General features: G+C 69.9%; 23 protein-coding genes and 1 tRNA gene. 6 read left to right on the forward strand and 18 right to left on the reverse strand.

The features are described from left to right. The first annotated feature begins 7 nt into the window (after positions 1-7). Both M3U25_RS18100 and M3U25_RS18105 read left to right on the forward strand, forming a co-directional pair. Positions 8-1,432 carry a DNA polymerase Y family protein gene (locus M3U25_RS18100; protein WP_355503252.1) on the forward strand — a complete coding sequence of 475 codons (1,425 nt, stop codon included), beginning with the start codon at positions 8-10 and terminating at the stop codon, positions 1,430-1,432. Beyond that, complete coding sequence (locus tag M3U25_RS18105) at positions 1,429-4,635, forward strand: error-prone DNA polymerase (RefSeq protein ID WP_355503250.1); 3,207 nt, start codon at positions 1,429-1,431, stop codon at positions 4,633-4,635. Before M3U25_RS18100 ends, M3U25_RS18105 begins: the two co-directional genes overlap by 4 nt. 85 nt (positions 4,636-4,720) lie before the next feature. Here the strand turns inward: M3U25_RS18105 and M3U25_RS18110 are convergent, their stop codons facing one another. Further along, on the reverse strand, positions 4,721-5,170 hold the full coding sequence (locus M3U25_RS18110) for a nuclear transport factor 2 family protein (protein WP_355503248.1): 450 nt from the start codon (positions 5,168-5,170) through the stop codon (positions 4,721-4,723). Between the two features lie 121 nt (positions 5,171-5,291). Here M3U25_RS18110 and M3U25_RS18115 point away from each other — a divergent pair, with 121 nt between their 5' ends. Further along, entirely contained in the window at positions 5,292-6,017 is a 726-nt protein-coding gene (locus M3U25_RS18115) for a helix-turn-helix transcriptional regulator (RefSeq protein ID WP_355503246.1), read from the forward strand. A gap of 180 nt (positions 6,018-6,197) precedes the next feature. Here the strand turns inward: M3U25_RS18115 and M3U25_RS18120 are convergent, their stop codons facing one another. Continuing rightward, positions 6,198-6,968: a DNA-formamidopyrimidine glycosylase family protein gene (locus tag M3U25_RS18120; protein WP_355503244.1), complete on the reverse strand. Its 771-nt coding sequence runs from the start codon at positions 6,966-6,968 to the stop codon at positions 6,198-6,200. 157 nt (positions 6,969-7,125) lie between these two features. Here M3U25_RS18120 and M3U25_RS18125 point away from each other — a divergent pair, with 157 nt between their 5' ends. Both M3U25_RS18125 and M3U25_RS18130 read left to right on the forward strand, forming a co-directional pair. Further along, a complete protein-coding gene (locus M3U25_RS18125; RefSeq protein WP_017907919.1) occupies positions 7,126-7,377 on the forward strand; it encodes a type II toxin-antitoxin system prevent-host-death family antitoxin in 252 nt (83 codons plus the stop codon). Then, positions 7,374-7,631 (forward strand): Txe/YoeB family addiction module toxin, encoded by a 258-nt coding sequence (locus M3U25_RS18130; RefSeq protein ID WP_017907918.1) that lies wholly within the window; start codon positions 7,374-7,376, stop codon positions 7,629-7,631. The genes M3U25_RS18125 and M3U25_RS18130 overlap by 4 nt, the downstream gene beginning before the upstream one ends. A 100-nt stretch (positions 7,632-7,731) precedes the next feature. Here the strand turns inward: M3U25_RS18130 and M3U25_RS18135 are convergent. The 13 genes from M3U25_RS18135 to M3U25_RS18195 all read right to left on the reverse strand — a co-directional run bounded on the left by M3U25_RS18135 (position 7,732) and on the right by M3U25_RS18195 (position 18,547). Continuing rightward, a tRNA-Val gene (locus tag M3U25_RS18135) sits at positions 7,732-7,806 on the reverse strand. Positions 7,807-7,893: 87 nt separating this feature from the next. Further along, complete coding sequence (locus M3U25_RS18140) at positions 7,894-8,247, reverse strand: PilZ domain-containing protein (protein ID WP_010342469.1); 354 nt, start codon at positions 8,245-8,247, stop codon at positions 7,894-7,896. Then, a complete protein-coding gene (locus tag M3U25_RS18145; RefSeq protein WP_160946373.1) occupies positions 8,244-9,206 on the reverse strand; it encodes a DNA polymerase III subunit delta' in 963 nt (320 codons plus the stop codon). Before M3U25_RS18145 ends, M3U25_RS18140 begins: the two co-directional genes overlap by 4 nt. Further along, positions 9,203-9,874: a dTMP kinase gene (gene tmk / locus M3U25_RS18150; RefSeq protein ID WP_242161396.1), complete on the reverse strand. Its 672-nt coding sequence runs from the start codon at positions 9,872-9,874 to the stop codon at positions 9,203-9,205. Before tmk ends, M3U25_RS18145 begins: the two co-directional genes overlap by 4 nt. Further along, positions 9,871-10,938 carry an endolytic transglycosylase MltG gene (gene mltG, locus M3U25_RS18155; protein ID WP_355503240.1) on the reverse strand — a complete coding sequence of 356 codons (1,068 nt, stop codon included), beginning with the start codon at positions 10,936-10,938 and terminating at the stop codon, positions 9,871-9,873. Before mltG ends, tmk begins: the two co-directional genes overlap by 4 nt. Positions 10,939-11,006: 68 nt before the next feature. Next, a complete protein-coding gene (locus M3U25_RS18160; RefSeq protein ID WP_355503238.1) occupies positions 11,007-12,356 on the reverse strand; it encodes an aminodeoxychorismate synthase component I in 1,350 nt (449 codons plus the stop codon). 183 nt (positions 12,357-12,539) lie between these two features. Beyond that, on the reverse strand, positions 12,540-13,775 hold the full coding sequence (gene fabF, locus M3U25_RS18165; protein WP_010342474.1) for a beta-ketoacyl-ACP synthase II: 1,236 nt from the start codon (positions 13,773-13,775) through the stop codon (positions 12,540-12,542). Positions 13,776-13,904: 129 nt separating this feature from the next. Continuing rightward, entirely contained in the window at positions 13,905-14,144 is a 240-nt protein-coding gene (gene acpP, locus M3U25_RS18170; RefSeq protein WP_010342475.1) for an acyl carrier protein, read from the reverse strand. A 201-nt stretch (positions 14,145-14,345) separates the two neighbouring features. Beyond that, a complete protein-coding gene (fabG, locus tag M3U25_RS18175) occupies positions 14,346-15,089 on the reverse strand; it encodes a 3-oxoacyl-ACP reductase FabG (RefSeq protein WP_355503235.1) in 744 nt (247 codons plus the stop codon). Between the two features lie 91 nt (positions 15,090-15,180). Then, positions 15,181-16,125 carry an ACP S-malonyltransferase gene (gene fabD, locus M3U25_RS18180; protein ID WP_043092930.1) on the reverse strand — a complete coding sequence of 315 codons (945 nt, stop codon included), beginning with the start codon at positions 16,123-16,125 and terminating at the stop codon, positions 15,181-15,183. 535 nt (positions 16,126-16,660) lie between these two features. Then, a complete protein-coding gene (locus tag M3U25_RS18185; protein WP_242161386.1) occupies positions 16,661-17,644 on the reverse strand; it encodes a beta-ketoacyl-ACP synthase III in 984 nt (327 codons plus the stop codon). A 97-nt stretch (positions 17,645-17,741) separates the two neighbouring features. Then, complete coding sequence (rpmF, locus tag M3U25_RS18190; protein WP_010342479.1) at positions 17,742-17,936, reverse strand: 50S ribosomal protein L32; 195 nt, start codon at positions 17,934-17,936, stop codon at positions 17,742-17,744. Positions 17,937-18,037: 101 nt separating this feature from the next. After that, the gene (locus M3U25_RS18195) at positions 18,038-18,547 is read right to left on the reverse strand and encodes a YceD family protein (RefSeq protein WP_010342480.1); all 510 of its coding nucleotides are present in this window, start codon (positions 18,545-18,547) and stop codon (positions 18,038-18,040) included. Between the two features lie 132 nt (positions 18,548-18,679). Between M3U25_RS18195 and M3U25_RS18200 the strand changes: the two genes are divergently transcribed. Then, a complete protein-coding gene (locus tag M3U25_RS18200) occupies positions 18,680-19,252 on the forward strand; it encodes a Maf family nucleotide pyrophosphatase (RefSeq protein WP_355503231.1) in 573 nt (190 codons plus the stop codon). A 1-nt stretch (position 19,253) separates the two neighbouring features. On the opposite strand, the gene M3U25_RS18205 is transcribed toward M3U25_RS18200, so the two are convergent. The 3 genes from M3U25_RS18205 to M3U25_RS18215 all read right to left on the reverse strand — a co-directional run bounded on the left by M3U25_RS18205 (position 19,254) and on the right by M3U25_RS18215 (position 24,146). Further along, positions 19,254-21,101, reverse strand: coding sequence for a glycosyltransferase 87 family protein (locus M3U25_RS18205; RefSeq protein ID WP_242161381.1), 1,848 nt, complete (start codon positions 21,099-21,101; stop codon positions 19,254-19,256). Continuing rightward, on the reverse strand, positions 21,098-22,084 hold the full coding sequence (locus M3U25_RS18210) for a glycosyltransferase family 2 protein (protein WP_242161379.1): 987 nt from the start codon (positions 22,082-22,084) through the stop codon (positions 21,098-21,100). The genes M3U25_RS18205 and M3U25_RS18210 overlap by 4 nt, the downstream gene beginning before the upstream one ends. Positions 22,085-22,301: 217 nt before the next feature. Next, positions 22,302-24,146: a glycosyltransferase family 39 protein gene (locus M3U25_RS18215; RefSeq protein WP_355503228.1), complete on the reverse strand. Its 1,845-nt coding sequence runs from the start codon at positions 24,144-24,146 to the stop codon at positions 22,302-22,304. Between the last annotated feature and the right edge of the window lie 4 nt (positions 24,147-24,150).

The following is a 24,150-nucleotide window of genomic DNA, read 5'->3' on the forward strand; positions in this document are numbered from 1 at the left end:
CGCCACCATGCGCTGGGCCTGCATCCTGTTGCCGCAACTGGCGCTGGACACCGTCCTGCGTCGGTGGCCGTCGCCGGACGAACCGCTGGCGCTGCTCGACGGCCCACCGCAGCGGCGCACGCTGAAGGCGGTCAACGCCGCCGCGCGCGCCCGCGGGCTGCGTCCCGGGCAATCGCTGGTCACCGCGCAGGCGCTGTGCGACCGCTTCGCCACCGCCCTGCACGATGCCGAAGAAAGCCGCCGCAGCCAGCAGTTCCTCGCGGCGTGGGCGTACCGCTTCAGTTCGCTGGTCAGCACCGACTACCCCGGCGCGCTGCTGCTGGAGATCGAGGCCAGCCTCGGCCTGTTCGGGCCATGGCCGCGCTTCGAGGCGCGGCTGCGCGAGGAGCTGACCGCGCTGGGCTTCCGCCACCGCATCGTGGTCGCACCGCATCCGTTGGCCGCGCGTGCGCTGGTCAATGCGCACGACGGCATCGCCCTGCTCGACAACGCCGCGCTGCAGCGTGCGCTGGGGCAGTTGCCGATCGCCCGCGCCGGGCTGCCACCCGCGCTGGCCGACGGCTTCGCGCGGATGGGCCTGCGCCGCCTGCAGCAGCTGTTCGCGCTGCCGCGCACCGGGCTGGCGCGGCGCTATCCGCCGGCCCTGTTGCAGCACCTGGACGCGTTGCGCGGGCAGGCGCCGCTGCCACTGCAGTACTACCTGCCGCCGGACCGCTTCGATGCGCGCGTGGAACTGGGCTATACCACCGAATCCAGCCAGGCGCTGCTGTTCCCGCTGCGTCGGCTGACCCAGGACCTGGCCGCGTTCCTGGCCGGACGCGACGGCGGCGTGCAGCGCTTCCGCCTGCTGCTCGAACACGAGGACCTGGAGCCCAGCGTGGTGCCAGTGGGATTGCTCGCCGCCGAGCGCGATGCGGCGATGCTGTTCGAACTGGCGCGCGGACGCCTGCAGCAGGCCAGCGTGCCGGCGCCGGTGCAAGCCCTGCGCCTGTGCGCCGACGAACTTCCGCCGTTCGTGCCGGCCGCGCGCGAACTGTTCGACGAGCGCGCGCAGCAGGCGCTGCCGTGGGAGCAACTGCGCGAACGCCTGCGCGCACGCCTGGGCGACGACGCCGTGCACGGCCTGCGCGCACACGCCGACCATCGCCCGGAACTGGCCTGGCGCGCCGAGTCCACGCCGGCGCGCAGCACGGCCACGCCCGCCGCCAACGCGCCGCCACGGCCCGGCTGGCTGCTGTCGCGACCGATCCCACTGCGCGAACGCGCGCCCGAGCGCCTGGCCGGGCCGGAACGCATCGAGAGCGGCTGGTGGGACGACGGCGACGTGCGTCGCGACTACTACGTCGTGCGCACCCGCCAGGGCCAGCGCGCCTGGGCGTTCGCCCCGGCCGACGCGCCGGACGCACTGATGCTGCACGGTTGGTTCGCATGAGCCACACCCCGCCGCATCCGCGCATGCCGCCGCGCCTGCGGCTGCTGCCGACGCCTGCTCCGTCCAACGCACCCGCCGCCAACGTGCCGTGCGCGCCAACAGACCCCACGCTGCCCGACTATGCCGAACTGCATTGCCTGTCCAACTTCAGCTTCCAGCGCGGTGCCTCGCACCCCTGGGAACTGTGCGAACGCACGCTGCACCACGGCTACCGCGCCCTGGCGATCACCGACGAATGCAGCCTGGCCGGCATCGTGCGTGCGTGGCAGGCGGCCCGGGACATGGGCCTGCACCTCATCGTCGGCAGCGAGATCCAGTTCGAGCACGGCCCCAAGCTGGTGCTGCTGGCCGAGACCCTGCACGGCTACCAGCGGCTGTGCCGGCTGATCACCCTGGCTCGGCGCCGCGCCGACAAGGGCCGCTACCGCGCGTTGCGCGAGGATCTGGCAAGCGCGGACGACGGCTCGGGCCTGCTGTGCCTGTGGCTGCCGCGCGGCGACGCCGACGATGCCGCGGACGGTGCCTGGCTGCAGGCACGTTTCCCACAGCGGCTATGGCTGGCGGTGGAACTGCTGCGCGGCCCCGACGATGCCGCGCTGCTGCAGGCGCGCCTGCAGTTGGCGCATGCGCTGCAGCTACCGGCCGTGGCCAGCGGCGACGTGCACATGCACGCGCGCGGCCGCCGCGCGCTGCAGGACACCCTGACCGCGATCCGCCAACGCCTGCCGCTGCACGAAGCCGGCGCCCACCTGTATCCCAACGGCGAACGCCATCTGCGCCCGCGCGCCACGCTGGCGACGCTGTATCCGCCGGAACTGCTGGCCGAAACCGTGCGCATCGCCCAGCGCTGCGACTTCGACCTCGGCCAACTGCAGTACGAATACCCGCACGAACTGGTGCCGCCCGGGCACACGCCCACGCAATGGCTGCGCATCCTCACCGAACGCGGCGCGGCCGAGCGCTGGCCGCACGGCGTGCCGGACAAGGCGCGGCGCCTGATCGAACACGAACTCGGCGTGATCGAGCGGCTGAAGTACGAGTCCTACTTCCTCACCGTCTACGACCTGGTGCGCTTCGCACGCTCCAAGGACATCCTGTGCCAGGGCCGCGGCTCGGCGGCGAACTCGGCGGTGTGCTACGCACTGGGCATCACCGCGATCGATCCGGACCGCATCGGCATGCTGTTCGAACGCTTCATCTCCGAGGAGCGCAAGGAGCGGCCGGACATCGACATCGATTTCGAGCACGACCGCCGCGAGGAAGTGATCCAGTACATCTTCCGCCACTATGGCCGCGAGCGCGCCGCACTGGCCGCGGTGGCGATCAGCTACCACACGCGCAGCGCGGTGCGCGACGTGGCGCGCGCACTGGGCCTGCCCAGCGATACCGTCGATGCGTTGTCCTCCGCGCTGGGCCAGCGCGATCCGGTGGAATCGGCGCAGGAGCTGCTGCGCGAACGCGGCTTCGACCCGGACACGCCGGTGATGCGCCGGCTGCTGGTGCTCACCAGCCAACTGATCGGCTTCCCGCGACACCTGTCGCAGCATCCCGGCGGCTTCGTCATCTCCGAGCATGCGCTGCACACCCTGGTGCCGGTGGAGAACGCGACCATGGCCGAGCGCACGGTGATCCAGTGGGACAAGGACGACCTGGAACTGGTCGGGCTGATGAAGGTCGATGTGCTCGCGCTGGGCATGCTCAGCGCGCTGCGGCGCACCCTGGACCTGCTGCGCGCGCACCGCGGCCGCGACTACACGCTCGCCACCATTCCCGCCGAAGACCCGCAGACCTACGCGATGATCCGGCGTGCCGACACCATCGGCGTGTTCCAGATCGAATCGCGCGCGCAGATGGCGATGCTGCCGCGACTGCAGCCGCGCGAGTTCTATGACCTGGTCATCCAGGTGGCGATCGTGCGCCCCGGCCCGATCCAGGGCGGCATGGTGCATCCGTATCTGCGCCGGCGCAGCGGCGAGGAAGCCACCGACGATCTGCCACCGCAGCTTTTTGAAGTTTTCAAACGGACGCTCGGTGTCCCACTGTTCCAGGAGCAAGTCATGCAGTTGGCGATGGTCGCTGCCGATTACAGCGCCGACAAAGCCGACCAACTGCGTCGCTCGATGGCCGCCTGGAAGCGCCACGGCGGCCTGGAACCGCATCGCGAGGATCTGCTGAAAGGCATGCTGAAGAACGGCTACACCGCCGAATTCGCGGGGCGTATCTTCGAGCAGATCAAGGGCTTCGGCAGCTACGGGTTCCCCGAAAGCCATGCCGCCAGTTTCGCCCTGCTCACCTACGCCAGTTGCTGGCTCAAGTGCCACGAACCGGCAGCGTTCATTTGCGCGCTGATCAACAGTTGGCCGATGGGCTTCTACAGCCCCGACCAGTTGCTGCAGGACGCGCGCCGCCACGGCCTGCAGGTGCGGCCGGTGGACGTGCGCTACAGCGACTGGGACTGCAGTCTTGAAGCGCACAGCCCCGATCCGCAGGTGCAGCCGGCGATCCGCCTGGGCCTGCGCCTGGTCCGCGGCCTGGCCGAGGACGCCGCGCTGCGCCTGCAGCAGGCGCGCGCGCAGGCGCCGTTCTACGACCTCGCCGACCTGTGCCACCGCGCCGCGCTCGACGACAAGGCCCGCGCCGCGCTCGCCGACGCCGGCGCGTTGAAAGCGCTGGCCGGCCATCGCCACCGCGCCCGCTGGGCCGTGGCCGGCGTCGAAGTGCAGCGCCCGCTGTTCGAAGCGCTCGCAGCCACGCCCGAACAGCAGGTCGCGCTGCCGTTGCCCAGCCAGGGCGACGACATCCGTGCCGACTACGCGACGCTCGGCACCACCCTGGGCAAGCATCCGCTGACCCTGCTGCGCGCGCAGCTCCGCGCGCGCCGCTACCGCCATTCCGGCGAACTGCGCGCGTTGCCGCATGCAAGTGCCGTCGCCATCGCCGGTCTGGTGACCATGCGCCAACGCCCGCAAACCGCCAGCGGCGTCACCTTCGTCACCCTCGAAGACGAGCACGGCCTGGTCAACGTCGTGGTGTGGCGACGCCTGGCCGAGCGCCAGCGCCAGGCCCTGCTCGAATCGCGGCTGCTGCTGGTGCGCGGCCGCCTGGAAACCGCCGATGGCGTGCGCCACCTGATCGCCGGCCACCTCGAGGACCTGACGCCACTGCTGCTCGGCCTGGACATCCGCAGCCGGGATTTTCATTGAGATGGCGCCACGCGGCGCGCCAGATCGAGGCGACACCTGTGCACGCGCAGCCACGCGCTGCCGCGCGATCGGACCACCTGCAAGCTCAGGACGACTTACCCAGCGCCGCCAGCAGCGTCTGCACGCCTTTCCAGCCCCAGTACACACGGTGGCAGGCGATCAACCCAGCGGCGTCCAGGTCCATCACTTCCACCAGATCGACCTGATCGCCCTGCGGGGTTTCGCGCGGATACTCCCAGACCAATTGTCGCCCCGCGACATGACAGCGGCCGCTGCGATACCAGCGCCCCAGGCCGTTCTCCGGCTGGGCGAAGGACGCGGCGAAGAACGCCGCGATGGCCTCGCGGCCCTGCAGCCGTCCGTCCTGGCGCGGCGCCGACGCCACATAGGCCAACGGCGATTCCAACTGCGCGTCCGGCGCATACAGCGCCATCAACGCCGACAGATCGCGTGCGACCACATGCCGATGCCAGCGTTCGAATACCACGTGCGCATCGCGCTCGGCGGGGTTCGGCGGCGTTTCGTTCGTCTGCATCGGCAGGCTCCGGTGGGAATCCGCGCAGTCTAGGAATCCGCCAGGGACATCGTTTCGATACGCAGCGAAACGTCGCGGCAGGGGCGGTCCTATGATGGCCACGTCCATCGGGAGTGCAGCAATGCATCTGGAATACCCCAAGCTGGCGGCGACCGCCTTCCTGATCGCCGACCCGGCCCGCGCCGCCATGCTGATGGCGCTGGTCGATGGACGCGCACTGCCGGCCGGCGAACTGGCCTTCGCCGGCGGCGTCACCCCGCAGACCGCGAGCGCGCACCTGGCAAAGCTGCTGGACGGCGGCCTGCTGGCGGTCGAGGTCCAGGGCCGCCATCGCTACTACCGCCTGGCCAACGCGCACGTCGCCGCCGTACTCGAAACCCTGGCCACCCTCGCGCCGCCGCAGGCGTCGCGCTGCCGCCGCCCGCACCGCGACGCCCAGACGCTACGCCTGGCGCGCTGCTGCTACGACCACCTCGCCGGGCGCCTCGGCGTAGCCGTCACCGGGGCACTGGAACAGCGCGCCTGGCTGATCGCCCACGACGACACCATCCGCTACGCCGTCTCCCCCGCAGGCGCCGCGTGGTTCGCGCGCATGGGCGTGGATTTGCCACAGCTTGCCCAAGGCCGCCGCGCCCTGGCCCGGCGCTGCCTGGACTGGACCGAACGCCGCCACCACCTCGCCGGCGCGTTGGGCGCCGCCCTGCTCGACCAGTTCTCCGCCCGACACTGGCTGCGCCGCGTCGACGGCTCGCGCGCATTCGTCGTGACGGATCTCGGCTGGGCCGGCCTGTTCGCCGAACTGGGCATTCGGCGGTTCGAAGACGAGAACGTGGCGCTGCCCTCCTGACGCAGGACGATTAGCGCGCGTGGTCGACGGCGACACCCCATTGCCCTGCCTGACGCATGCGCGCCGGCCACCGGCACCGACGACGCGGTCTCCGCCGCCTCATCCAATGCGGACACTGCAGCCAAGGTACATGCCTCTTCATCTGCCAACACGATCAGCACGTCGCTGACGGGAGCAGGATTACTTGAACATGTCGGTCTGGGACCCATCATCCAGCACATACCGCCGCTGACAATGCTCGCAGAAAAACGCGCGGCGCTGCGCCTTGCCGAGTTGCTTGCGATAAGTGAGCAGATGGCCATCGCGCGGACAGATCGTCTTGGTGTGCACCTGATAGTGCTTCTTCAGCTCGTAGGCTTTCTTCCAGCGATAGAAATCGAAACTGTACTCGCGCGCCTGCGTCACCAGTTCGCCCAGCTTGCGTGGCGGCAACGCACCGATCTCGCTCTCGGGATGCACACGGATGCGGTGAAGCACCTCGTTCTTGATGATGTTGCCGACCCCGGCGAACACGTCCTGATCCAGCAAGGCATCGGCGGCAAGCGTCCGCGGCCGTAGCCGCAACTTGCGCCGCGCCTGCGCCGCATCCCAAACGGGATTCATCACGTCCGCGGTCCAGTCGTAGGCCGCATCCAGTGGACCATCGACGAACTTGATCGAACACGCGTAGAAGTTCAGCTCCTCGCCCTTGGCGAAGCCCAGGCTCAAGCGCGCCGACGCGTCCTTGCGCGCATTGATCAGATAGCTACCGAACAACAGAAAGTGGATGCGCACACTGAACGCATCGAACTCGATCAGGAAATGTTTGCCCCAACTGCGCAGCGACAGGATCTTGCGATTGCGCATCCGCTCCAGGTCCAGCTTGCTGTTGCCGGAGACCCGCAACACCTTGCGCCCGGCAAACGCGGCGGCTTCTTCCTTGAGGATGACGATCGAGGGACCTTCGGGCATGGACCCAGTATCGAGCGATGCCGTGAGCGGATCGTGAGCCGATCGCATCCTGGTGCGTCATCGCTCGCTGACTCGACCCAGAATCCAGGCCTCCGGCCAGGGCCCGTTGACAGGGAAACGAGCAAGCGTACAATTTATTGTACAACTCGGAGCCATTATGGACACCATCACCTACAGCGCCGCACGTGCCGCTCTTGCGGACACCATGGACCGCGTGGTCAACAACCACGAGCCGGTGATCATCACGCGCAGCCGCGAGCAAGCCGTGGTCATGCTGTCGCTGGAGGACTACAAGGCGATGGAGGAAACCGCCTATCTGCTGCGCAGTCCGAAGAACGCGCAGCGCCTGCTGGAATCCATCGCCCAACTCGAATCCGGTCGCGGCAAGGCACGGGAACTGAGCGAGTGACGCTGCAGTTCTCGGACAACGCCTGGGAGGATTATCTCTACTGGCAACAGGCCGACAAAAAGATGCTCAAGCGCATCAACGACCTGATCAAGGCCATTCAACGCGATCCCTTCCAGGGCATCGGCAAACCCGAACCGCTACGCCATGCACTTGCAGGCTACTGGTCGCGACGCATCAACGACGAACACCGGATCGTCTACAAGGTCGAGCATGGCGTCCTGCTGATTGCACAGGTCCGATATCACTACGTGTAACTTCAATGCCTGTGTGAGGCACGCAATTCCTGATAGAACTCCATCTCGCAACTACGAAAAAGCCGGCACTAGGCCGGCTTTTCGCAAACGCTTGATTTCGTGGTGGGCGGTGCAGGGTTCGAACCTGCGACCCTTGCCGTGTGAAGGCAATGCTCTACCGCTGAGCTAACCGCCCGTGTCGCGAGCCGCACATTATAGGGCTGTGGCGCGCGGCGTCAATGGGTCCTGTCGAGGACCGTGGCGCGACGTCGCCGCGCGGCCGCTACATGGTCTGGGTGGGCTTGTCGGCGTTGAGGATGCCGGCCAGTTGGGTCTCGATCTTGGTGCGGATGGTCTCGCCTTCACTGTTGTCCGGCAGTTGCACGCCGATGCCGGCGGCGCGGTTGCCCTGGGCGCCGACCGGGGTCACCCAGATCACCTTGCCGGCCACCGGCAGGCGCTCGCTGGAATCGGGCAGGGTCAGCAGCAGGAACACCTCGTCGCCGAGGAAATAACGCTTGGGGGTGGGCACGAAGATGCCGCCGTTCTTCACGAACGGCATGTAGGCGTTGTACAGCGCCGCCTTGTCCTTCACCGCCAGCGACAGGATGCCCTGGCGTCCGCTCATCGCGCTCATCGTTGTGCCCCTCTCCGGGCCGGGCGATCGCCATCGCGCCAGGCCAGCAACAGTTCCGCGATCGCCAGGTCGGCGCGCACGGTGGTGCGCAGCAGATCGCGGGTGCGATTGGCGGCGTCGAACCACGCGGCCAGCTTGTGCAATCGCGCCGGGTCGGTCAAGCCGGCCTGCGAGGCCTGCGCCAGCGCCAAGTCGGCGGCATGGCCCAGGCGCTGCTCGGCGAGGTCGTCGCCGCTCCAGCGCTGCGCGGCCTCCAGCGTGCCGAGCTTGCCGGCGGCGACCTGCTCCAGGTCGGCGGCCACCTGCCGGCGCAGCTTCAGTCCGTCCTCGCGCAGCCACTGCGCGGCCAGGCCGGGATGGCCGCGCGCGGCGTCCAGCGCTTCGCGCGCGGTCTTCTCCGGGAAGTCCTGGGCCAGCAGCCAGGCGAGCGCTTCCTCGGCCGGCGGCAGCTTGAACTCCAGGCGCTGGCAGCGGCTGCGGATGGTCGCCGGCAGGCGCGCGGGCTGCGCGCTGATCAGCCACAGGTAGCGGCCGGGCTGCGGCTCTTCCAGGGTCTTCAGCAGCGCGTTGCAGGCGGCGCGGTTGATCGCGTCGGCCGGGTCCACCACCACCACCTGGGCCACGCCGTACTGCGGGGTCAGCGCCAGCTTCTGCGAGATCTCGCGCACCTGCTCGATGACGATCTCGGTGCGCAGCTTGTCGCCGGTGCGGTTGGGAATGAACGAGATCAGCTGCAGGTCGGGATGGGTGCCGGCGGCGATCAGCTGCGCGCTGCGCAGGGCCGCGGCCGGTTCACCCTGGCCCAGCACGTGCGCGGCCAGCTTCAGCGCCACTGCGCGCTTGCCCAGGCCTTCCGGCCCGCAGATCAGCAGGCCGTGGCCGAGGCGGCCGGCGTCGAGCGCGGCCACGGTCTGGTCGTAGGCGCGCTGCTGCCACGGCGCGAACGGCACGTCGCTCATGGCGTCGGCTCCTGTTGCTGCTGCACCCACGCCGCCAGCGCGGCGGCCACCGCCTGCGCCACCGCCTGCGGCGGCTGGCTGGCGTCGACGACGCGGAAGCGTTGCGGGTCCTGCGCGGCGCGCTGGCGGAAGCCGGCACGCACGCGCTGGAAGAAATCGTCCTGCTCGCTCTCGATCCGGTCCGGCCACAGGTCGCGGCCGCTGGTGCGGGCGCGGCCGATCTGCACGTCCAGGTCCAGCAGCAGGGTCAGGCCGGGCTGCAGGCCGACCGCGCGGCGCTCCAGGTCGGCGATCCAGGCGCGGTCCAGGCCGCGGCCTTCGCCTTGGTAGGCATAGCTGGAATCGGTGAAGCGGTCGCTGACCACGTAGGCGCCGCGCTGCAGCGCCGGGCGGATCACCTCGCGCACGTGCTGCGCGCGCGCAGCGAACACCAGCAGCAGTTCGGTCTCGGCGGCCAGCGGCTCGACGACCTCGCCCGGCGTCTTGTCCAGCAGCAGCCCGCGGATGCGTTCGGCCAGCGGCGTGCCGCCCGGTTCGCGGGTCAGCACCACCTCGTGGCCCTGCGCCTGCAGCCAGTCGCGGATCGCGTTGATCGCGGTGGTCTTGCCGGCGCCCTCGCCGCCTTCCAGGCTGACGAAGCGATGGTGGCGCAGCACGGCCTCGCTCATGGCGACACCGCCGCGTCGTTGCGCGCCTGGCGCAGGCGCTGCAGGTAGCGCGCCACCGCCGCGTTGTGCTCGGCGTAGTTGGAGGAAAACGCATGCGCCCCGCTGCCGTCGCCGATGGCCACGAAGTACAGGCTGTCGCCGGGCGCCGGGTTGGTGGCGGCACGCAGCGCCTCGCGCCCGGGCATGGCGATCGGGGTCGGGGTCAGGCCGGTGCGGGTGTAGGTGTTGTACGGCGTATCGGTCTCCAGGTCGCGCTTGCGGATGTTGCCGTCGTAGGCGCTGCCGATACCGTAGATCACGGTCGGGTCGGTCTGCAGTTTCATGCCCAGTTGCAAGCGGCGCACGAACACGCCGGCGATCTGCGGGCGCTCGGCGGCCAGGCCGGTTTCCTTCTCGACGATCGAGGCCAGGATCAGCGCCTGCTCCGGCGACTGCAGCGGCAGGTCCTTGGCGCGCGCGTCCCAGGCGTCGGCCAGCGCCTTGTCCATCGCCGCATGCGCGCGGCGCAGCAGCTGCAGGTCGGTGTCGCCGCGCTGGTAGAGATAGGTCTCGGGCAGGAAGCGGCCTTCCGGGTGCTGGCCGGGCTGGCCGAGCTTGGCCATCAGTTCGCTGTCGCTGAGGTCGGCGGTGGTGTGCACCAGCGGCGTGGCCGCGTTCAAGGCGCTGCGCAACTGGCGCACGTTCCAGCCGTCGACGATGGTGAAGCGGTACTGGATCACCTGGCCCTTGCGCATGCGCAGCAGCAGCTCGCGCGGGCTCAGCGCCGGCTGCAGCGCGTACTCGCCGAACTTGAGCTTGCCGGCCACGCCCAGTTCGCGCGCCAGCACCTGCCATTGCAGGTCGCTGCCCTGGGTCACACCGGCGGAGCGCAGCTTGCGCAGCACGCCGTTGAGCGAGGCGCCGCGCGCCACTTCCACGCTGGGCTGGGTCGCCCGCAGCGGCTGCTCGGCGAAGGCGCGATAACTGTGCCACCACCAGGCGCCGGCCGCGGCCACCAGCAGTGCCAGCACCAGCAATGTTCCCAGCAGGGTCAGACACCCGCGTTTAGCCCAAGCCACGGCCACCTCGAAACGACGTCAATGGCGTGCAGGATACCGCGCGGCCGGCGCCGCCCGGTATCGCGTCGCCCCGCTCAAGGTTCCAGCGCGCGCAGCAGGCCGCGCGCCTTGGCCCGGGTCTCGTCGAGTTCGCGCGCCGGGTCCGAATCGAACACGATGCCGGCGCCGGTACGGAACTGCACCTGCGCGCCGTCCACCTCGGCGGTGCGGATCAGGATGTTCAGGTCCATGTCGCCGTCGCGGTTGAGCCAGCCGAACGCGCCGGTGTAGGCGCCACGCGGGGTCTGCTCCAGCTCGGCGATGATCTGCATGCAGCGCACCTTGGGGCAGCCGGTGATGGTGCCGCCGGGGAAGGTGGCGCGAATCGTCTCGCCAGGCGTGGTGCCCGCGCGCAGCCGGCCGCGCACGTTGCTGACGATGTGGTGCACGTGGGCATAGCTTTCCACGGTCATCAGTTCGTCGACCTCGACGCTGCCCGGCACGCAGATCCGCCCCAGGTCGTTGCGCTCCAGGTCGATCAGCATCACGTGCTCGGCGCGCTCCTTGGGATGCCCGACCAGTTCGCGGATGCGCGCGGCCTCGTCGTCGCCCGGCGCACGTGCGCGGGTGCCGGCGATCGGACGGGTCTCGACCACGTCGCCGCGTACCGACACCAGCCGTTCCGGCGAGGAACTGACCACGGCGCGGCCGTGGCCGACGAACAGGCCGGCGAACGGCGCCGGGTTGGCGCGGCGCAGTTGCGCGTACAGCGCGGCCGGCGCCAGCGGCGCGGCGAAGCGCGCCGACCAGCGCCGCGACAGGTTGACCTGGAACACGTCGCCGGCGCGCAGGTAGTCGAGGATGCGGCGCACGCCGTCGACGAAGCGCTGCGGCGGGTCTTCCTCGATCGCCGTCGGCGCCTGCCAAGCGGGCGCCGGAGCGGCTGCGGGCAGCGCCTGCAGATCGGCGAGCACGGCCTCCAGCAGCGCCACATGCGCGGGCTCGGCCAGCGCCACGCAGTCGCCGCTCACATGGTCGCGCAGCAATGCGGCAGGACAGCGCAAGGCCAGCGCCGCAGGCGTGGTCGCAGCGGAGGCCGGCAGTTGCAATACCGGCTCCACCTGCGCGGCCAGTTCGTAATCCAGCAGCAGCGCCCAGCCGCCGCGGAACGGCCAGCGCGGTTCGTCGCGTTCGCAGCGTTCGGCCTGCCAGCGCGCATCCAGCGCATCGAGGAAATCGCCGGCGACCACCGCGCCATCCAACGCGCGGGTGACGCCATCGCGATCCAGCCGCAGGCCCTGCCCGTCGGCGACCAGCAGCAGATCCCAGCGCCCCTGCGCCGTCCCCGAGGCCGCCGATTCCAGCAGCACCGGATACCGCTGCGGCGCCAGGCGATGCAGCGCCAGCAGATCGACCTCGGCCGGCAAGGGAACGGTACGCAGCATCGAAGCTCCGCTGGAAGAATGAAAGAAACGTCAGGAAACGGAAGGCATCGCCAGACGCGCTCTAAGCGAGACCGCAGCAACGCGCGCGGACCTCACGCGCGCCACTCGATGCATGGACACGCGCGACGGGAGTGAGGCGCCGGCTGTGACGATTCCCGATTCCCGATTCCCCAATCCCGGCCCTCAGACCCGCTTGAACACCAACGTCCCGTTGGTCCCGCCGAAGCCGAACCCATTGGACATCGCCACGTCGATCTGCTTCTCGCGCGCCACGTTCGGCACGTAGTCCAGGTCGCAACCTTCGCCCGGCTCGTGCAGGTTGATGGTCGGCGGAATGATGCCGGCATGGATCGCCATCACCGAGAAGATCGCTTCGGCACCGCCGGCGGCGCCGAGCAGGTGGCCGGTCATCGACTTGGTGGAGCTGACCATGGTCTTGTAGGCGTGGTCGCCGAGCGCGCGCTTCATCGCCAGGGTCTCGGCCAGGTCGCCCAACGGCGTGGAGGTGCCGTGCGCGTTGAGGTAGTCGATCTGGTCCGGGTTGAGCTTGGCGTCCTTCATCGCCGCCACCATGCTGCGCGCGGCGCCTTCGCCGTCCTCGCTCGGGGCGGTCATGTGGAAGGCGTCGGAACTGGCGCCGAAACCGACCAGCTCGGCGTAGATGCGCGCACCGCGCGCCTTGGCGTGTTCGTACTCTTCCAGCACCAGCACGCCGGCGCCGTCGCCGAGCACGAAGCCGTCGCGCTCCTTGTCCCACGGCCGCGAGGCCGCGGCGGGATCGTCGTTGCGGGTGGACATCGCCTTCATCGAGCAGAAGCCGCCCACCGAGGTCGGCGAGGAGCCGCGCTCGGCGCCGCCGGCCAGCATCACGTCGGCGTCGCCGTGCTGGATCATGCGCATCGCGGTGCCGATGGAATGGTTGGAGGTGGCGCAGGCCGAGACCGCGGAGAAGGTCGGCCCCTTCAGCCCTTTGATCAGGCTCACCTGGCCCGGCAGCATGTTGATGATGGTGCTGGGCACATAGAACGGCGAGATCTTGCGCGCGCCGCCCTCGTGGAATTTGACGGTCTGTTCCTCGATGCCGAGCAGGCCACCGATGCCGGAGCCGAGGATCGCGCCGATGCGCTCGGCATTGGCCTCGGTGATCTCCAGACCGGAATCGTCCAGTGCCATGAACGAGGCACCGACGCCGTAATGGATGAACGAATCCATCTTGCGCGCGTCCTTGGACGAGATGAATTTGGTCGGATCGAAATCCTTGATCTCGCCGGCGATCTTGGTGGTGAACTGAGACGCATCGATCTGGGTGATCGGGCCGATGCCGGAGCGTCCGTTGACGATCCCTTCCCAACTGCTGGCCAGGTCATTGCCCAACGGCGACACCAGGCCCATGCCGGTTACGACGACACGACGGCTCATTGCGAAATCTCCTCACCGCGATACGCGCGGCCTTGACGCTGTAAAAACACAGGGCCGCATGCGCGGCCCCATGGGATTGTCACGCGCATCGGGCCCACGCAGGCGCCGATGGCGATCGAGGACGCAGCATCAGCTCTTGACGTGCGCCTTGACGTAGTCGATGGCCTGCTGCACCGAGGTGATCTTCTCGGCTTCTTCGTCCGGAATTTCGCACTCGAACTCTTCTTCCAGGGCCATCACCAGCTCGACGGTGTCCAGCGAGTCGGCACCCAGGTCATCGACGAACGATGCGTTGTTGGTGACTTCTTCTTCCTTGACGCCGAGCTGTTCGACGACGATTTTCTTGACGCGTTCTTCGATGGTGCTCATTGGGATATCGCTCCAGATGGAGTAGTGGTGGTTCGAGTTGAGGATCCCGCACATGGATGTGCAGTACTCCTGAGGGACTCACAAAACGCCATCGGGCTGCGATGGCCGCGTTGGATAGTGTAGTGGAAACCGACTGGCCCTTGCATCGCTGCACAAATGCCGGCCGATCAGCCACTTAGGCGCGTCCGCTGCGCCGCAGGCTCACGGCATGTACATCCCGCCGTTCACGTGCAGGGTTTCGCCGGTGATGTAGCCGGCACCGGGGCCGGCCAGGAACGCCACCGCATGGGCGATATCGGACGGCTGGCCGAACTGTCCGAGTGCGATCTGCTGCATCAGCGCGGCGCGCTGTGCCTCCGGCAAGGCCTTGGTCATGTCGGTATCGATGAAGCCCGGTGCGACCACGTTGACGGTGATGCCGCGCGAACCGATCTCCTTGGCCATCGACTTGGAGAAGGCGATGATGCCGGCCTTGGCCGCGGCGTAGTTGGTCTGGCCCGGGTTGCCGGTCACACCGACCACCGAGGCGATGTTGACGATTCGGCCCTTGCGCGCCTTCATCATGCCGCGCAGCACCGCCTTGGAGGTGCGGAACACGCTGGTCAGGTTGGTGTCGATGATCGCTTGCCAGTCGTCGTCCTTCATCCGCATCAGCAGGTTGTCGCGGGTGATGCCGGCGTTGTTGACCAGGATCGAGACCGGGCCGAATTCCTTGGCGATCGCCTCGATCAGCGCCTCGACCGCGGCACCGTCGGTGACGTCCAGCGCGCGGCCCTGGCCGCCGTGGGCGGCCAGGCGTGCGCCGATCGCCTGCGCGCCGGCGTCGGAGGTGGCGGTGCCGATGACGTTGGCGCCCTGCGCGGCCAGTTCGTCGGCGATGGCGGCGCCGATCCCGCGGCTGGCGCCGGTGACCAGCGCGATCTCGCCCTGCAATGGCTTGCTCATCTGCGTTTCCTTGGAGAAGGACGGCGCATTCGCGCCGAGGGAAGGAAGGAGGCCGGCGCGGGCGAAACACGCACCGCGCGGCGACCGGCGATCAGGAGGCCCAGGCCTCGCGCGCGCCGGCGAACTCGGCGGGCGTGCCCAGGGCGCGGCCGTCGAGCGACTTGTCGATGCGCTTGACCAGCCCGGTCAGCACCTTGCCCGGGCCGCACTCGGCCAGGCGGGTGGCGCCGCCGGCGGCCAGCGCCTGTACGCAACCGGTCCAGCGCACCGGCAGGTACAACTGCTCGACCAGCGCCTGGCGGATCGCCTCGACGCCCTCGTGCACCTGCGCATCGGCGTTCTGCACCACCGGCAGCTGCGGCGCCTGCCAGGCCAGTCCGCGCATCGCCTCGGCCAGACGGTTGGCCGCCTCGCGCATCAGCGGGGTGTGCGAGGGCACGCTGACCGCCAGCTTCACCGCCTTGCGCACGCCGCGCTCGGCCAGCAGCGCCAGCGCACGGTCGACCGCCGCGGCATCGCCGCCGATCACCACCTGCCCCGGCGAGTTGTAGTTGGCCGGCACCACCACCTGGCTACCCGCGGCCTGCGCGCAGACCTCTTCGACCAGCGCGTCCTCGGCGCCGAGCACGGCGGCCATGGCGCCCACGCCGGCCGGCGCGGCGTCCTGCATCAGTTGCCCGCGCAGCCGCACCAGGTGCGCGCCGTCGTGCAGCGACAAGGCACCGGCGGCGACCAGGGCGCTGTACTCGCCCAGGCTGTGCCCGGCCAGCTGCGCCGGACGCGCCCCGCCCTCGGCCAGCCACAGCCGCCACAGCGCCACGCTCGCGGCCAGCAGCGCCGGCTGGGTGTACTCGGTGCGGTTGAGCATCTCTTCCGGGCCGCCCTGGCTCAGCGCCCACAGGTCCACGCCGGCGCCCTCGGAGGCTTCGGCGAAGCTGTCGCGCAGCTGCGGATGCAATTCGGCCAGTTCGGCCAGCATGCCCAGCGATTGCGAACCCTGGCCGGGGAAGACGAAGGCGAGTGTGGAATCGGTCACGCGGTTGGCCCTGCGAAAATCGAGCGGGGATGATACGGGCGAAACCGGCCGGGCGTCTGTACCCGGGCGTATGTGACACGACGGTTGACCCATCGCGCGCCGCCGGCAGCGCCTCGCTCGGCGGCGCTCGGTGTCACCGGGTGGCGCGCGGGACGCACGCGAGCGCAGGGCAGTGCGAAGGCGCGTGCGGGGCAGCGCGGTGGCAGCGGATGGCGACGACGAGGCGGCGCGTGTAGGCCAGACGGGCGCGGCTCGATGCCCAGCCGGCATCGCAAAACGCACCCACGCGTGCGGCCGGCCATGTCGGCCGCATCGCGCATGTCGCGCGCGAGCATGCCGTCGCGGAAGGACGGCACCCACGGGCGCAGCGCGAGACACAGCCGCGCGCGACTGCGCGCCGTGGTGCACGCGCCAGACGCGCCGGCGTCATGAGAATGCGGTGTGGGCAGCGCGGTGCCGCGCGTCGTGGAGACGGCGCACCGCATCGGCATCGCGCACCACGACGCCGCCAACGGCGCCGGGCGCGGAGACAGGCTCAGTAGCGCAGCAGCGCCGAGCCCCAGGTGAAGCCGCCGCCGAAGGCTTCCAGCAGCAGCAGTTGACCGCGCTGCACGCGGCCCGAGCGCACCGCCACGTCCAGCGCCATCGGCACCGAGGCGGAGGAGGTGTTGCCGTGGATGTCCACCGTCACCACCACCTGCTCCATCGGCAGGTCCAGGCGCTTGGCGGTGGCTTCGATGATGCGCAGGTTGGCCTGGTGCGGGATCAGCCAGTCCAGGTCGTGCTTGTCCAGCCCGTTGGCCTCGAGGGTCTCGTCGACCACCGCGTCCAGCGCCTTTACCGCGTACTTGAACACCTCGCTGCCCTTCATCTGGATGCCGCCGGCGGCCGGGTCGCCGGTGCCGTCGCCCAGGCCAGTGGCGATGCCGACCGGATTCCACAGCAGTTCCTTCTTGCTGCCGTCGGCATGCAGATGGGTGCTGAGGATGCCGGTATCGTCGTCGGCGCGCAGGACCACCGCGCCAGCGCCGTCGCCGAACAGCACGCAGGTGGTGCGCTCGGTCCAATCGACGATGCGACTGAGGGTTTCGGTGCCGATCACCAGCACGGTCTTGGCGTCGCCGCTGCGGATGAACTTGTCGGCCACGCTGAGCGCGTAGACGAAGCCGGAGCAGGCCGCGTTGACGTCCAGCGCCGGGCAGCCGACCGCCCCCAGCCGCGCCTGGATCAGGCAGGCGGTGGACGGGAAGATCAGGTCCGGCGTGGTGGTGCCGACCACGATCATGTCGAGTTCGGAGGCATCGATGCCGGCGGCTTCGATCGCCTTCAGCGCGGCCTCGTAGCCCAGATCGCCGGCGGTCTGGCCAGGGGCGGCGATGTGCCGCTCGCGGATGCCGGTACGGCTGCGGATCCATTCGTCGCTGGTGTCGACCATCTGCGACAGATCGTCGTTGGTCAACACTTTTTCAGGCAAATAGCTGCCGGTGCCCGCGATCCTGGAATAGATCCGCTTGCTCATGCTGGTTCCTGTTGCCTGTTACGCAGGCCGCCCCGGTGCGGCGCGGCCTGTGAAGATGGGTGACTCCGTCCGCCGCAGCGCGGTGGACGGGCACGGATCAATCTTCTTCGACCTGCGCGGTCTTGGTGGCGATCACCTTCTTGCCACGGTAGTAACCGTCGGCGGTGACGTGGTGGCGCAGGTGGATCTCGCCGCTGGTCGGATCGGTCGACAGCTGCTTGGCGCTGAGGGCGTCATGCGAACGGCGCTGGCCGCGGCGGGACGGGGTGACACGGGATTTCTGCACAGCCATGGGATTGCTCCAAACTCGGTTCGTTTACATCTGTCGTCATTACGTCGCGCAGGACGCGCGCGTCCGGCAACAACCTCAGGCAGCGGCAGGCGGACCGACCGCTACTGTTTCTTCAGCGCCGCCAACGCCGCGAACGGGTTGACCTTGCTCGTTTCTTCCTCGGTCGCCGGCCAGTCGCGATCGACCGCCTCGCTTCCGGGCGCCACCGGCACCAGCGGTACCGCCAGCACCAGTTCGTCCTCGACCAGATCGGCCGGCCGCAGCATGCCGTCTTCCGGCACCAGCAAGGCCTCGTGATCCGGCGGCAGCGCGGCTTCTTCTTCCTCGCTGCGGATCAGCCCCAGCCGCTGTACGCTCGACACCGGCAGCAGGAAGCGCTGCAGGCTGCGCTGGCAGATCAGCGGCAGCTCGGTTTCGATCTTCAGTTCGACATAGGACACTTGCAGTACAGCGTCGCGGCCGAATTCCAGCGTGTAGCGGCATTCGCCTTCGGTGTCGGCCAGGCTGCCTTGCAGACGGGTCATCGCCGAGAGCGGCAGGCGGTCTTCGAAGACCCTGCGCGCTGCGACCATCCGCCAGGCATCCAACAGTTCGGGCACGTTCGCGGACATAAGCCGCAGAATGTTAAGGACTACAGGCGCCCCTGTCAAACCGCCCCAACCCGGTCCCGGGTTGGCTTGCCGGTCCGCGCCGGCCGCCGCAGACTGCCGGCCCCGGCCCGCCGCCGCCCTGCCCCACCGCCGATGCCGCCGCTGATCCTGGCTTCCACCTCCGCCTACCGCCGCGAACTGCTGCAGCGGCTGCGCCTGCCCTTCGAGTGCGTGCGCCCCCAGGTCGACGAGACCTCGCTGCCCGGCGAAGCGCCGCTGGCGCTGGCGCAGCGGCTGGCGGCAGCCAAGGCCGCGGCGGTCGCGGCCAGTATCCCGGAGGCCTGGGTGATCGGCTCGGACCAGGTCGCCGAACTGGATGGCCGACCGCTGGGCAAGCCCGGCGAGGTGGCCGCGGCGCACGCGCAGCTGGCGGCCATGTCCGGGCGCAGCGTGCGTTTCCATACCGCCGTATGCCTGCAACGCGGCACGCGCACGCTGCAGGCCTGCGACCTCACCGAGGTCCAGTTCCGCGACCTGCAGCCCGACGCCATCGCCCGCTACGTCGCCGTCGAACAGCCGCTCGATTGCGCCGGCAGCTTCAAGTGCGAAGGCCTGGGCATCAGCCTGTTCCGCGCGATCCGCAACCAGGACCCGACCGCGCTGATCGGCCTGCCACTGATCGCACTGTCCGAACTGCTGCGCGAGGCCGGCTACCTCCTCCCCTAGCTCACTGCAGCCGGCACCACTGGTACGGGAAGCGCGCCTGCCCGACCCAGGATTGGTGGAGCTGACAGGACCCCGGCTGCAGCGCCAGGCCGTAGCGCGCCAGTTGCTGCGCGGCCAGCGCCTGGGTCTGGCGGTCCGCAGCGGCCACATCCACGGCACGCTCCGGCAGCAGCACCCAGCGGCAGCGACCGGCATCGACGTCCACGCCCGCGCGCACCGGGCGATGCGCCAGCCGCCGCATCAGCGCGCAGTCGGGGCCGCGATCCAGGCCCAGGCGCGCGGCCACCGCATTGAGCCGCTGCAGACGCTCGACATTGCGGTCCACTTCCGCCGGCAGCATCGCGTAGCCCTGCCCGCGCGCCGCCAGCATCTCGCGTACCCGCGCGGCGTAGGCCGGGGTTTCCGGGAAATTGGAGGCGACCGACGCGTAGGCCGCCTGTTCGGGCAGGAACGGGATGCGCCAGGACTCCGGTGCATCGCCGACCAGCAGCACCAGGCTGCGTTCGGGCTGCGGCATCGGCGGCGCCTGCACCCGGAACGCCTCGCGCGCCCAGCGCTCGTGCCCCCACTCGCCCCAGCCGTACAGCGCAAAGGCCGCACAGGCGATCAGGGTCCAGCGCGCCGCCGGAGCGGCGATGCGCGCCGGCAACAGCCGCCGCAGCCCCACCCACAGCAGCAGCGGCGCCAGCAGTTCCGGCACCACCAGGTAGCGCTGGATGCTGAAGACCGCCTGCCAGGCGAGGAACGCGACCAGCACGAACACCAACACCGCGCGCCAGGCCGGCGCGACCACCTCGACGGACGCCGAGGTGCGCGGGCGCCGCAGCACCCAGCGCAGCAGCGCGACCAGGCCCAGCAGATACAGCAGCGGCCACACCAGTTGCCGCAGGCGCACCTCGCTGACCCGGTTCGGCGCCAGCGAGAACTGCAGCGGCCAGGTCAGCCATTCCCACAGCGTCTTCGGCAGCCAGCGCGTGTCGCTGACCGCCACCGGTTGCGCCAGCGGCGCCAGGAAATGGCTGTTGAACTGCGGGAACAGCGGGTTGCCGAAGGTCTGCCACACCCGCAGCAGCCACGGCCCGGCCAGCAGCGCGAAGCTGAGCAGGGTCACCGCGGTCAGCACCGCGGCGCCGCCGATCCGCTGCCGCGGGCGACCGCCGGCGACCAGCGCGGCCACGCCCAGGGCCAGCGCGAACAGGGCATTGGTCAACTTGCAGGCCATCGCCAGTCCGAGCAGCGCACCGGCCAGCGTCCACCAGCCCAGCGCCACGCCCTGCCCCATGGCCTGCTGGCGGCGTTGCGCATGCAATGCGGCGAGCAACGCGCCCAGCACCGGCAGCGCACTGGTGTTGTCGGCCATGGTGCCGGCGAATTCGGACAGGAACGCGGCGCTGCACAGGCCGGCCAGCGCCAGCCACGGCACCAGCCGCGCGCGATCCAGCCGCGGGTCCAGCACCTGCCAGACGATGCCGGCCAGCAGCAGGAAGGCCAGCGCGTGCAGCACGCCCATCGCGAACCCGGCCAGCGGCGCCGGCAGGCCGGTGAACAGCGCGTAATGCAGCACGTCCAGCAGCGGATTGAAGTAGCTCTGCATCTGCGCCGGCGCCAGGTCGATGCCGAGGCGGCCGTGCAGTGCGGCGTAGCCGTTGTACAGGTGGTAGTTGCGCAGGTCCCAGTTGGCGTCCTGGCCCAGCCACAGCGACAGCAGTCCGCCCAGCAGCGCGACCGCCACGCCGGCGGCGATCACGTTGCCGCGGCTGTGGAAGGCGAAGCGGCGATCCAGCGCGGCCAGCAGGCGCTGGCGGCGCGTGGCGCGGGGCGTCGCTGCATTAGCAATGGTGGCACTCATGCGGCGTCGCTCCGCTGCGCACCCTGCGCATCCACCGGCCAGGCCGGGATCGCCAGATAGGCCAGGCGCTTGGCCTCGATGCGACCGCGCGTGACCGTGTCCAGGATCAGTCCGCAGGCCAGCAGCAGCACGCCGAGCAGGACCAGCGCCGAGCACAGGATCGCGGTGGGGAAACGCGGCACCAGGCCGGTCTGCAGGTAAGTCTGCAACAACGGCACCGCCAGCCCCAGTGCCAGCAGCACGCAGGCGCCGAAACCCAGCGAGAAGAACAGCAAGGGCCGCTCGGTCTTGAACAGGCGCAGGATGGTCAACAGGATGCGGGTGCCGTCGTGCCAGGTGCGCAGCTTGCTCTGCGACCCTTCCGGACGCGCCCCGTAGGCGGTGTCCACCTCGGCCACCGGCATGCGCAGTTGCAGCGCGTGCACCGCCAGTTCGGTCTCGGTCTCGAAGCCGGCGGCATGCGCGGGAAACGACTTCACGTAGCGCCGCGAGAACACCCGGTAGCCGGACAGCATGTCGTCGAAGCTGCGCCCGAACAGGAAACCCACGCAGCGGGTCAGCAGCACGTTGCCGGTGCGATGGCCGGCGCGGTAGGCGGCCGCCGCGTCGCTGCGGCGCGCCCCGACCACCATGTCCAGGCCGTCGTGCAGCAGGCGCTCGACCAGCGCCGGCGCCATCGCCGCATCGTAGGTCGCATCGCCGTCGACCAGCACGTAGACGTCGGCCTCGATGTCGGCGAACAGGCGCCGCACCACGTTGCCCTTGCCCTGCAGCGCGACCTCGCGCACCACCGCGCCCGCCGCACGCGCCCGGGCGATGGTGGCGTCGCTGGAGTTGTTGTCGAACACGTGGATGCGCGCTCCGGGCAGATGCGCGGCGAAATCGGCCACGACCTGGCCGATGGTGGCCGCTTCGTTGTGGCACGGCACCAGCACCGCGATCCGCGGCGCGGCCGCGGGGCGTTCGGAAGGGGAACTGGACATGGGCGGCGTGCGGTCCTGCGCGACGGCGTGGAAAGGCGCGCCATTCTAGGGCGGATCATCGCTCCCCGAGCACGTTGCGCGCGCCTGCAGCGACAAGCATGAGGAAGTGGACGTCGCGATGGCACGGCCACGCGCGTAACTCCGGCCCCTCGGGTTTGGCCTGGCAGCCGCTCCAGACCAAACGCCGCATCCTCGGGAAGCGACGAGACGCCCCGGCTCAGTGCGGGCGCAGCACGATCGGTTGTTCCCACCAATCCTCGACGCTGCCGTCGCGGCCGTGCAGGCGCAGGCCCAGCCAGTGCGTGCCCGGCGCCAGGCCGCCGGCATCGACGGTGGCACGGAAGCCGATGTTCGGATGGCCCGGATCGGTGGAGATCTTCCAGAACTTGGTGACGTCGTAGAAGTCGCCGTAATGCGCCTGCGCCGCGACCTTGCCGTCGAGCAGCACCTCGACGCGGTCGATCCCGACCCCGTCCTTGAACGCCCAGCCGGAGACGTCGAAGCGATGGCCGACGCTGGCGTCCACGTCCGGGGTGTTGAACCAGGCCATCGCCGGCGTGGTGCACGGGCCGGTCGCGCGCTGCGCCGGCAGCGCGAACAGCAGGAAGCGCTGGCTGCCGTGGTCGCTGGACACCACCCGCGGCGGCGGCAGCGGGCCGACCAGGTCGCAGACCGCGTGGTAGCGCTGCAGCAGCAGCCGGTACTTCATGTCGCTGGGCGAGAGCACCAGCAGCCGCGGACCGTCGCGGCGGCCGTCGCTGAGCAGTCCCCACTGCTGCAGTTGCGCGCTACGCCCGTGCTTGTCGTTCAACGGATGCGGCAGCACCTGGATGTTCGGGTCGCGCAGTTCGAAGCCGAGTTCGGCGCCGACCTTGAAGTTGTCCGCCAGCACCTGGGTACCGCGCGGCATGGTCGCCAGTTCGCGACGCACCGCGCTGGCCAACGGCCGCCAGCCGGCGAAGTTGCGCGGGTAGTACTTGTCGCCGGCGGTGTGCTCGCGCACCGCCGGCACCGACACCGCCAGGTAGTAGCCGAACGCGCCGACCAGGCCGAGCCCGGCCAGCAGCCAGGTGGCGCGGCGCAGCGGCTTGCTCCAGCCGTTGAGGATCACCGGCGTGGCGATCAGCAGCGCCAGATAGCCCGGCAGCGGCCAGTGGAAGCTGACCCGCTCGGCGTCGGTGAAGAACCCGAGCAGGAAGATGCCCAGCGTGGACACGCCGCCGAGCAGGCCGAAGTAGCGCCACTGCACGCGCGTGCCGCTGCTGCCGCCGCGCGTGGCCATCAGCGCCACCTTGGTCATCGCCACCGCCAGCAGCGGCGTGACCAGCAGCAACTGGATCAGCAGGAAGGCGATGCCGGCGGGCTGGAAGCTCCAGGGATGGCGGTCGACCAACTGGAACTTGAGACCGGCCTCGCCGTTGTCCGCGTTCCAGGCCAGCAGCGGCAACCAGGCCACCATGCCAAGCGCCAGCGCCACCCACACCTGCGGATCGCGCAGCATGCGCCGGCCCTGCGGGATCAGCAGCAGCGCGATCGCGCCGACGCCGATCACGCCGACGAAGCGGTAATGGCTCAGTGCGCCGATGACCAGGCCCAGCGCCAGCTCCACCGCGCTCAGCGCCTCGGTCTGGCGCAGCAGCCGCGCCGTGGCGTCGATGCACAGGATCGTCGCCAGCGCCATCGGCACGTCCGGCAGCGCCAGGATGCCCAGGGTGCCGGACAGCGGCATCAGCAACACCAGGCTGCCGGCGCGCCAGCCCGCCACCGCGCCGAACCAGCGCGTGGCGATGCGTGCGATCAGCCAGGGCAGGGCCGCGCCCAGCAGCAGGAATGGCGCGCGCAGCGCCAGCAGATGGTCGCCGCCGAGCGCCACGCCCAGCCGCGCCAGCCATGCGGTCAGCCCGGGCAGGTCCGAGTAGGCCAGCGCCAGGTGCTGGCCTTCCTGCCAATAGAATGCCTCGTCGACGAACAACGGCAGGCGCGCGGCGACCAGCAGTTTGGCGGCGGTGACGAGCGTCCACAGCACGATGAAGACACTGCGTGCACGTTGTTCCCCTTGCATTGCC

The organism is Xanthomonas sp. PPL134, from assembly GCF_040595915.1.
Classification (GTDB): domain Bacteria; phylum Pseudomonadota; class Gammaproteobacteria; order Xanthomonadales; family Xanthomonadaceae; genus Xanthomonas_A; species Xanthomonas_A indica.